Raw genomic sequence first — 8,657 nt, 5'->3', positions numbered from 1 at the left:
CACCCGGACTCGTCGGGTGGCGCGCTGGCGGCCGCGCGGGAGCTGCACGACGAACTCCTGCCGGTGCTGGGCACTTTGGAGTTCGGCATCGGCGTGTCGGCCGGCCGGGCCATCGCCGGCCATATCGGCGCGCAGGCAAGGTTCGAGTACACAGTGATCGGCGATCCCGTCAACGAGGCCGCGCGGCTGACCGAGTTGGCCAAGCTCGAAGAGGGCCACGTGCTGGCCTCGGCGATTGCGGTCAGCGGCGCCCTCGACGCGGAAGCCCTGTGCTGGGACGTCGGCGAAGTCGTCTCGCTGCGCGGTCGCTCTGCGCCCACTCAGCTGGCCCGGCCGTTGAATCTGGCTGCACCCGAAGAGGTGTCCAGCGAGGTCGGCAGCTAGCCGCGCTTGGCCGTTTTCTTCGCCGGCGCCTTGCGGGTGCTGCGCTTGGTGGTCCGTTTGACCGGGCCACGCGCTCGCCGGTCGGCCAGCAGTTCGGCGGCGCGCTCGTCGGTGATCGACAACACGTCGTCGCCCTTACGCAGACTGGCGTTGGTCTCGCCGTCGGTGACGTATGGCCCGAACCGGCCATCCTTGAGGACCATCGGCTTGCCGGACGCCGGATCGGTGCCCAGCTCACGCAGCGGCGGCGCCGAAGCCGCTTGCCGGCCACGACGTTTCGGCTCGGCGTAAATCTTCAGCGCTTCGTCCAGGGTGATATCGAAGATCTGATCCTCGGTCGCCAACGAGCGAGAATCCGTGCCGCGCTTCAGGTATGGCCCGTAACGTCCGTTCTGCGCGGTGATCTCCTCGCCGGATTCGGGGTCCACGCCAACCACCCGGGGCAGCGACAGCAGCTTCAGCGCATCCTCGAGAGTGACGGTCTGCAAATTCATGCTGCGCAGCAGCGAACCGGTGCGAGGCTTGGGACCGGTCGGCTTTTTGCCCTTCTTGGCCGGTGCGCCGTCGTCGTCATCCGGTGGTGCGGGAAGAATCTCGGTGACGTAAGGCCCGTAGCGACCGTCTTTGGCGACGATTTCGTGGCCGGTCTCCGGATCCACTCCAAGTGGCCGACCCTCTTGCGGTGTGGCGAACAGCTCCTCGGCCACGTCCAGAGTCAACTCGTCGGGTGTCAGCGTATCGTTGAGGTTGGCCCGCTGCGGGGTGAGCTCACCGTCGTCACCGGCCACCATGCGCTCCAGATAGGGGCCGTTCTTGCCGACCCGCACATAGATGGGGCGTCCCTGCGCGTCGTCGAATACCTTGATGGAGTTGACTTCTCGAGCATCGATACCCTCGAGGTTGACACCGACAAGCTTCTTCAGGCCGCCGGAGCGGGCCACCGAGTCAGGCACACCGTGGTCACCGCCGAAGTAGAAGTGGTTGAGCCAGGTGGTCCGCCGTTCGTTGCCGGCGGCAATCGCGTCGAGCTCGTCTTCCATCGCCGCGGTGAAACCGTAATCGACGAGCCGGCCGAAATGCTGTTCCAGCAAACCGATCACGGCGAATGCCACCCACGACGGCACTAGGGCGCTGCCCTTCTTGTACACGTAACCGCGGTCCTGGATGGTTTTGATGATCGACGAATACGTCGACGGCCGGCCGATACCCAGCTCTTCGAGCGCCTTGACCAACGATGCTTCGGTGTAGCGGGCCGGCGGGTTGGTGGCGTGCCCGTCGGGGGTCAGCTCGGTGGCGTCTACCCGTTGACCCTCGCTCAGGTGCGGCAGCCGGCGCTCGGCGTCATCGGCCTCCCCGCCGGCCAGCTCGTCGACCGTTTCGACATAGGCCTTGAGGAAACCCGCGAAGGACAGGGTGCGCCCGCTGGCCGAGAAGACCACCTGCTGCTCACCCGAAGCGCCGGCGATCCGCAAGCTCAACGTGGTGCCACGGGCATCGGCCATCTGCGAGGCGACGGTGCGCTGCCAGATCAGCTCGTAGAGCCGGAACTCGTCGCCGTCGAGCTCACGGCGCACCGCGTCCGGGGTGGCGAACGTCTCACCGGCCGGCCGGATCGCCTCGTGGGCTTCCTGGGCGTTTTTCACCTTGCGGGTGTACTGGCGCGGGGACGGGTAGACGTACTCCTCGCCGTAGAGCTGACGAGCCTGGGTGCGGGCGGCGTTGATGGCTGACTCCGACAGCGTCGTGGAGTCGGTGCGCATATAAGTGATGTAGCCGTTCTCGTAGAGGCGCTGCGCGATGCGCATTGTGCGTTCCGAGGAGAACCGCAGCTTGCGCCCAGCCTCCTGCTGCAGCGTCGACGTCATGAACGGTGGGTATGGCTTGCGGGTGTAGGGCTTTTCCTCCACCGACGCCACCGACAACTGCGCGCCACGCAACCCGTCGGCCAGCACACCGGCGCGGGTTTCGTCGAGCACCACGACCTCGTCGGGCTTGCGTACGGCGCCCAGCGAGTCGAAGTCCCGGCCCGTGGCCACCCGCTGGCCGTCAACGCTGGTCAGCCGGGCGGTGAAGGTCGGCGGAGAGGCGTTGGGGTCGGAGACGCTGGCGTCCAGCTCGGCGACCACGTCCCAGTAGGCGGCGCTGCGAAACGCCATCCGCTCGCGTTCGCGGGCCACGATGATTCGGGTGGCCACCGACTGCACCCGGCCCGCCGACAGTTTAGGCGCGACCTTCTTCCACAGCACCGGGCTGACTTCGTAGCCATACAGCCGGTCCAGAATGCGCCGGGTTTCCTGGGCGTCGACCAGGTCGATGTCCAGGTCGCGGGGGTGTTCGGCGGCGGCACGGATCGCCGGTTCGGTGATCTCGTGGAAGACCATCCGCTTGACCGGGATGTTCGGCTTCAAAGTCTCCAGCAGGTGCCAGGCGATGGCTTCGCCTTCGCGGTCACCATCCGTGGCCAGGTAGAGCTCGTCGACGTCCTTGAGCAGGCCTTTGAGCTCGCTGACCGTGCTCTTCTTCTCGGGGCTGATGATGTAGAGCGGTTCGAAGTCGGCGTCGACGTTGACCCCGAGCCGGGCCCACGGCTCCGATTTGTATTTCGCAGGGACGTCGGCGGCGTTGCGCGGCAGGTCGCGGATGTGTCCCCGCGACGACTCGACTACATAGTTAGAGCCCAGGTAGCCGGCCAATTTGCGCGCTTTGGTCGGCGACTCGACGATAACGAGTCGCCGCGCGGTGCCATTGCCCCTGTTTGACGGGCTGCCGCCGTCGCCGTTAGCCAACTGCGCTTACGCTCACTCTCTTTTCGGCCCTGGGCCCTTTTCCGCTCCCGAGCCGGTTCCGCCCCCTAATCGGCCGGCACCGGCGTCGTCGCCGGTCTCCCCCGGGCCTGTGGACAACTGACAATGTGACACCCGGAACGAGCCGACGCAAACTGACCCCCCGTAATTAGCCTTCCCCAGCGCCGCTAAACCCGCGGCCAGTTCGCCTTCGCCTCGACAGCATCGGGTGGTTCTCCCACATTTTCTACCAGGCGCGATAGCCGGCGTCTGCCGCTGATCCGCAGCGCCGGACGGTTGCCTCGGGTACCGATCAAGGTGGGCGCGATCCCGACCCGCATCAACGCCGATGCCAGCGGCGAATGCGTGTCCGGGGCATGCGGGTCGAGTCCCAGCAGATAACGGTCGGCCTCCGGGCAGCCCGCCGCCAGCGTCCAGGCCCGCAGCTCCCGCGGCCCGGGCAGCCACAGCGGAGGCACCGTTTTGACCGCGCCGCGTGTCCACTCCGCGGCGATCGGGCGCAGTCGCGGGTCTGCGGCCGTGCGCACCAGCGGAGTGTCCTCCTCGGTCCGAGCCAGCTGCGAGGCCAACCCGGCGTCGTCGATCATCTCGGCCAGCGCCTCGGCCCGCCAGAGGTCATCGACGACCACCGAGAGCCGGGCGCCGCTGCCGACACTCACTATTTGTCCAGGCGCCGCCAACATTCCGGTGAGGTCGGTGACCGCGGGCGGCACCGACTCAGCCGAGAAGAAGGACAGCTGGCTCACGTCACCGACAGTAGGTCACGTCCGGCGATGTCCGTCCTGCATACGCCGAGCGCGGCGGGCATCCTGACAACCGAAACCCCCCGGCCGGCCCCCTGTGGGGGGCAGCGCGGGGGGTTTGGTCAGGAGTTGCTCAGATGGAGCGGACGCCGGTGGCCTGCGGACCCTTGGGGCTCTGGCCGACCTCGAACTCGACTCGCTGGTTCTCCTCAAGGGTGCGGAAGCCCGAACCCTGAATCTCCGTGTAGTGGACAAACACGTCGGCCGAACCGTCCTCGGGGGCGATGAAACCAAACCCCTTCTCCGCGTTGAACCACTTCACAGTTCCCTGTGGCATTTCTCGATCTTTCCTTTACTACTCGGGTGCGGTGCACCGCCTTCCGGCGCCCCGGGCCCGCTGTGACCGCCATACCTCGCGGAGTTGCCGGAACTTCACCCGAGCTAAAACCTCGCAGGAACCGCGGCCGCAACGTCGATCCTGCGAAAGTTTGACACGAACACAGAAGCTGCGACCGTGCATTAGTCAATCATGTTCGTCGCGTCGGCGACAGCCTCCGGTGATCAATTGAGCAACAAGTCGGTGAACAATTCAGATGAAGACCGGCTTGAAGAGGTGCGCAGTGGTGACGTTCGGCAGTGAGTTGCTTGCCGTTGCGGTGGCCGGCGCGGAGCCGGACGAAAACCCGTTGCGGCATGTCGCCGAACTGCCGCCGCGCGACGGCCGGCCGTATTCCTGGCCGCAGTGGGCCGATCCGGAAGTGGTGCGAGCGTTCACCGACCGCGGCATCAGCGCGCCATGGTCACATCAATTCGAGGCCGCCGAGTTGGCCCATGCCGGTCGCCACGTGGTGGTCAGCACCGGCACCGCCTCGGGAAAATCGTTGGCTTATCAGCTTCCGATTCTCGACGCGCTGGCAACCGACCGACAAGCGCGGGTGCTGTACTTGTCTCCGACCAAAGCCCTTGGGCATGACCAATTACGCACCGCGCACGCGTTGACCGCGGCCATCCCGCGGTTGCACGACGTCGCGCCCACGGCCTATGACGGAGACAGTCCGGTCGAGGTGCGGCGCTTCGCGCGGGAGCGGTCCCGATGGTTGTTTTCCAACCCCGACATGGTGCACCTGGCGATGCTGCGCAACCATGCCCGCTGGGCGGTTTTTCTGCGCCGCCTGCGCTATCTGGTGGTCGACGAATGCCATTACTACCGAGGTGTTTTCGGTTCGAATGTGGCGATGGTGCTGCGTCGGCTGTTGCGGTTGTGCGACCGCTATTCGGGTGCGCCGACCGTGATTTTCGCCAGCGCGACGACGGCTTCGCCCGGCACGACGGCTGCTGAGCTGATCGGCCGGCCGGTGGCCGAGGTCACCGACGACGGCTCGCCGCAGGGCGCGCGCACCGTGGCGTTGTGGGAGCCGGCCCTGCGCGCCGATCTGATCGGTGAAAACGGCGCCCCGGTGCGACGGTCCGCCGGCGCGGAGGCGGCGCGATTGATGGCCGATCTGATCGCTGAAGGGGCGCGAACCCTGACCTTTGTCCGGTCCCGTCGCGGTGCGGAATTGACGGCGATGGCCGCCCGCGCGCGGCTGGACGACACCGCTCCCGAGTTGGCCGACAAAGTGGCTTCCTACCGCGCGGGTTATCTACCCGAGGACCGTAGCGCGCTCGAGCACGCGCTGGCCGACGGCCGGCTGCGCGGGTTGGCCACCACCAATGCGCTGGAGCTGGGCGTGGATATCGCCGGGCTGGACGCTGTGGTGCTGGCCGGCTTTCCCGGGACCGTCACCTCGTTCTGGCAGCAGGCCGGCCGGTCTGGTCGGCGCGGCCAGGGCGCGCTGATCGTGCTTGTCGCCCGCGACGACCCACTCGACACCTATCTGGTCCACCACCCCGCGGCGTTATTGGACAAACCGATCGAGCGCGTCGTGATCGATCCGTCCAATCCGTATCTTCTCGGCCCCCAACTACTCTGTGCGGCAACCGAGTTGCCACTCGAGGAGGCCGAGGTCCGAGCATTGGGCGCCGAGGCGCTCGCCAGCAGCCTGGCCGACGACGGGCTGCTGCGACGGCGGTCCGGCAAGTACTATCCCGCGCCCGGCGTCGACCCGCATCCGTCCGTCGACATCCGCGGTCCGACCGGGGGCCAGATCGTGATCGTCGAGGCCGAAACCGGACGGTTACTGGGCACCGCGGGTGTCGGTCAGGCCGCCTCCTCGGTACACCCGGGGGCGGTGTACCTACACCAGGGTGAGACGTACGTCGTCGACTCGCTCGACTTCGAGGAGGGCATGGCCTTCGTCCATGCCGACGATCCCGGATACACCACATTCGCACGGGAACTCACCGACATCGCGGTGACAGGGACGGGCGAACGGGCGGTGTTCGGACCGGTCACGCTGGGTCTGGTCCCAGTCACGGTCACCAGTCGAGTTGTCGGCTATCTGCGTCGCCGGCTGTCCGGGGAGGTAATCGATTTCGTCGAACTGGAAATGCCGACACAGACCTTGAGCACTACCGCGACCATGTACACGATCACGCCGGAGGCGTTGGATCGCAACGGGATCGACGCGCTGGCGCTCCCCGGCTCGCTGCATGCCGCTGAGCACGCGGCAATCGGGTTGCTGCCGTTGGTGGCCAGCTGCGATCGCGGCGATATCGGCGGTCTGTCGACCGCCGTCGGACCCGAGTTTGACCGGCTGCCCAGCGTATTCGTCTACGACGGCTATCCCGGCGGCGCCGGGTTCGCCGAACGTGGATACCGCCAGGCCAGCGCCTGGCTGGGCGCCACCGCCGCGGCTATCGAGTCCTGCGATTGCACGCGGGGATGCCCGTCGTGCGTGCAGTCGCCGAAATGCGGCAGCGGTAACCAACCGCTGGACAAGGCGGGTGCTGTGCGGGTTTTGCGCTTGGTGCTTAGTGAAGTGGCTAACGGTTCATCCTGAGGCATGGCTGACGACCGACCCCTCGACGGTCGACCTCCACACATCGCGGCGCGAAAGCACTTCCTCCCTGCTGAAGAAGGCGGGCGTGCCGAAACGTGACGAACGGCCCACGAACGGCCGGACAACGCGAGCCGTTCTCATGCCCAAGAGGCGCAGCAGCAAAATAACCCGCCCACTTGCCCGCGTGCAAGTCGTCGACCAACGTGGCGAGCGCACATGCGTTTTGACAGAAGTCAAGTCAGGTCTTGGTCGGCGGTACCAAAACGAGCTAACACGTCGTTACTCGTCGGTAAAATGTGCTCATGGCCCACGACTGGCTGCTGGTGGAAACGCTGGGCAAAGAACCGGCCGTGGTAGCGCTTGGCCGCCAGCAGCGCAACCTCGTGCCAGTGACTGCGTTCCTGCGGCGCAACCCCCACCTCGCGGCTATCCGGGCGGCGATCGCCGAGTCGATCAAGACCGGTCAAAGCCTCGTCAGCATTACGCCCAAGAGCGACAGGGTAATCCGGACCGAACCAGTGGTGATGTCCGACGGCCGGATGCATGGCGTGCACGTCTGGAGCGGACCGGCCACCGTCGAACCGCCCGAACGGCCGCTCCCGGGTCCGATGATGTGGGATCTGACCGCCGGCGTGGCCGTCGACACGCGTGAGTCCCTACTCAACAGCGGCAAGAACCCCGACGTCGAGGAAACACACGGGCGCGCGTTTGCCGAGAACTGGCCGTCGCGCAGCATCAAACACAACGAAAGCAAGGTGTTGGCGCTCGCGATCAGAGCCGAACCCGACCAGACCCTGTGGTCCACCTGGGACGGCACCGACTGGCAAGGCAACCCGATCAGAGTGAGTTTCGTTGCGCGCAGCGCGCTGGAGCCCGGCCCGGATGGCCGCGACCATCTGATCGGTCGCGGCATGAATTGGCGTGCCGATCCGGCCGCTCCGGTGGATCCGCCCGATCGGTTGGCACAGCGGATTCTGCGCGGCCTGGCGCAGCCGGGCGTTCACCGAGCGCTGGTCGATCTCAACAACTGGACGCTGCTCAAATGGCTCGACGAGCCGTGCCCGTTCTACGACTGGCGGCGCAGCGCGCGGAATGCGCCGCGGGTGCATCCCGCCGACGAGCCGAAGCTGGCGGCGATGACCGCCGATTTTGCCGACGGCGCCGCGACCATGGTGCTGCGGATGCCCGGCTACGACGACACCTGGGTGCCGGTGCACGTCACCTGCACCCAGGTTGAGCTCGACGAGAAGGCCTACGCCGGGCTGGTCTCGTTGCGGCTACCCACCGATGCGGAGCTCACCGAAGCTGGGCTGTCGCCGCCCGACACCGGCTAGTCCGGGCCGGCGCGGGCCGCGGCGCGCGCCCTACCCCATCCGCCGAGCGGGACGGCAAGCTCGACGGTGACGACGACGTCCAGGCCGTGCACTGTGCATTCGATGTCACTGGTCCGCAACGTGTGGGCCACGGCCCTCGCCCGCCCGCACGCCGTGTCTGCTCCCGCGGGGAGCCGCGCGGCCCCGGCCAGGGCGGCCAGGTCGGCCGCGGCCTGGGCACGATGCCGCGTCACTACGGCCGAACCGAGATAGGCGCCGCCGCAAGTAACAGTCAGCAGCACCGCGACCATCGCGGCGGCGACGAGGGTGGCCGAGCCGCGCTCACTGCGGCTCCACCGCCGAAATCTCGGTGGCACCGATGGCCAGCGCCGGCAGCAGGCGTGAGCGGGCGGAGACCGTCGCAACCATGAAGTCGCCGTCGCGGTGTACCTGCACCACTGCTTCGCCGGG

7 protein-coding genes are annotated in these 8,657 nt (G+C 67.2%); 3 read left to right on the top strand and 4 right to left on the bottom strand.

Features of this window, described 5'->3' with window-relative positions:
- A partial coding sequence (locus tag A5707_RS01395; RefSeq protein WP_197495211.1) for an adenylate/guanylate cyclase domain-containing protein occupies positions 1–384 on the top strand: 384 nt, incomplete at its 5' end.
- Here the strand turns inward: A5707_RS01395 and topA are convergent.
- The 3 genes from topA to A5707_RS01380 all read right to left on the bottom strand — a co-directional run bounded on the left by topA (position 381) and on the right by A5707_RS01380 (position 4,268).
- Entirely contained in the window at positions 381–3,170 is a 2,790-nt protein-coding gene (gene topA / locus A5707_RS01390; RefSeq protein ID WP_065012742.1) for a type I DNA topoisomerase, read from the bottom strand. The two genes, A5707_RS01395 and topA, sit on opposite strands and share 4 nt — an antisense overlap.
- A 185-nt stretch (positions 3,171–3,355) precedes the next feature.
- The gene (locus A5707_RS01385; protein WP_065012741.1) at positions 3,356–3,934 is read right to left on the bottom strand and encodes a hypothetical protein; all 579 of its coding nucleotides are present in this window, start codon (positions 3,932–3,934) and stop codon (positions 3,356–3,358) included.
- Positions 3,935–4,064: 130 nt separating this feature from the next.
- Positions 4,065–4,268: a cold-shock protein gene (locus A5707_RS01380; protein WP_003925183.1), complete on the bottom strand. Its 204-nt coding sequence runs from the start codon at positions 4,266–4,268 to the stop codon at positions 4,065–4,067.
- 283 nt (positions 4,269–4,551) lie between these two features.
- On the opposite strand from A5707_RS01380, the gene A5707_RS01375 reads away from it, so the two are divergent.
- Both A5707_RS01375 and A5707_RS01370 read left to right on the top strand, forming a co-directional pair.
- Positions 4,552–6,873, top strand: coding sequence for a DEAD/DEAH box helicase (locus A5707_RS01375; RefSeq protein ID WP_065012743.1), 2,322 nt, complete (start codon positions 4,552–4,554; stop codon positions 6,871–6,873).
- A 302-nt stretch (positions 6,874–7,175) separates the two neighbouring features.
- Positions 7,176–8,207 carry a PAS domain-containing protein gene (locus A5707_RS01370; RefSeq protein ID WP_065012740.1) on the top strand — a complete coding sequence of 344 codons (1,032 nt, stop codon included), beginning with the start codon at positions 7,176–7,178 and terminating at the stop codon, positions 8,205–8,207.
- On the opposite strand, the gene A5707_RS01365 is transcribed toward A5707_RS01370, so the two are convergent.
- Complete coding sequence (locus A5707_RS01365) at positions 8,204–8,563, bottom strand: Rv3654c family TadE-like protein (protein ID WP_331713109.1); 360 nt, start codon at positions 8,561–8,563, stop codon at positions 8,204–8,206. The genes A5707_RS01370 and A5707_RS01365 overlap by 4 nt on opposite strands.
- Between the last annotated feature and the right edge of the window lie 94 nt (positions 8,564–8,657).

This window comes from Mycobacterium kyorinense (assembly GCF_001672775.1).
Lineage (GTDB): Bacteria > Actinomycetota > Actinomycetes > Mycobacteriales > Mycobacteriaceae > Mycobacterium > Mycobacterium kyorinense_A.
The sequence above is the reverse complement of the archived record's forward strand: the minus strand, read 5'-3'. Positions and strand labels throughout refer to the sequence as shown.

Excerpts from the sequence above, each read along its gene's own strand:
- A5707_RS01380 (WP_003925183.1), bottom strand. The coding sequence starts at position 4,268 with ATGCCACAGGGAACTGTGAAGTGGTTCAACGCGGAGAAGGGGTTTGGT.
- A5707_RS01370 (WP_065012740.1), top strand. The coding sequence starts at position 7,176 with ATGGCCCACGACTGGCTGCTGGTGGAAACGCTGGGCAAAGAACCGGCC.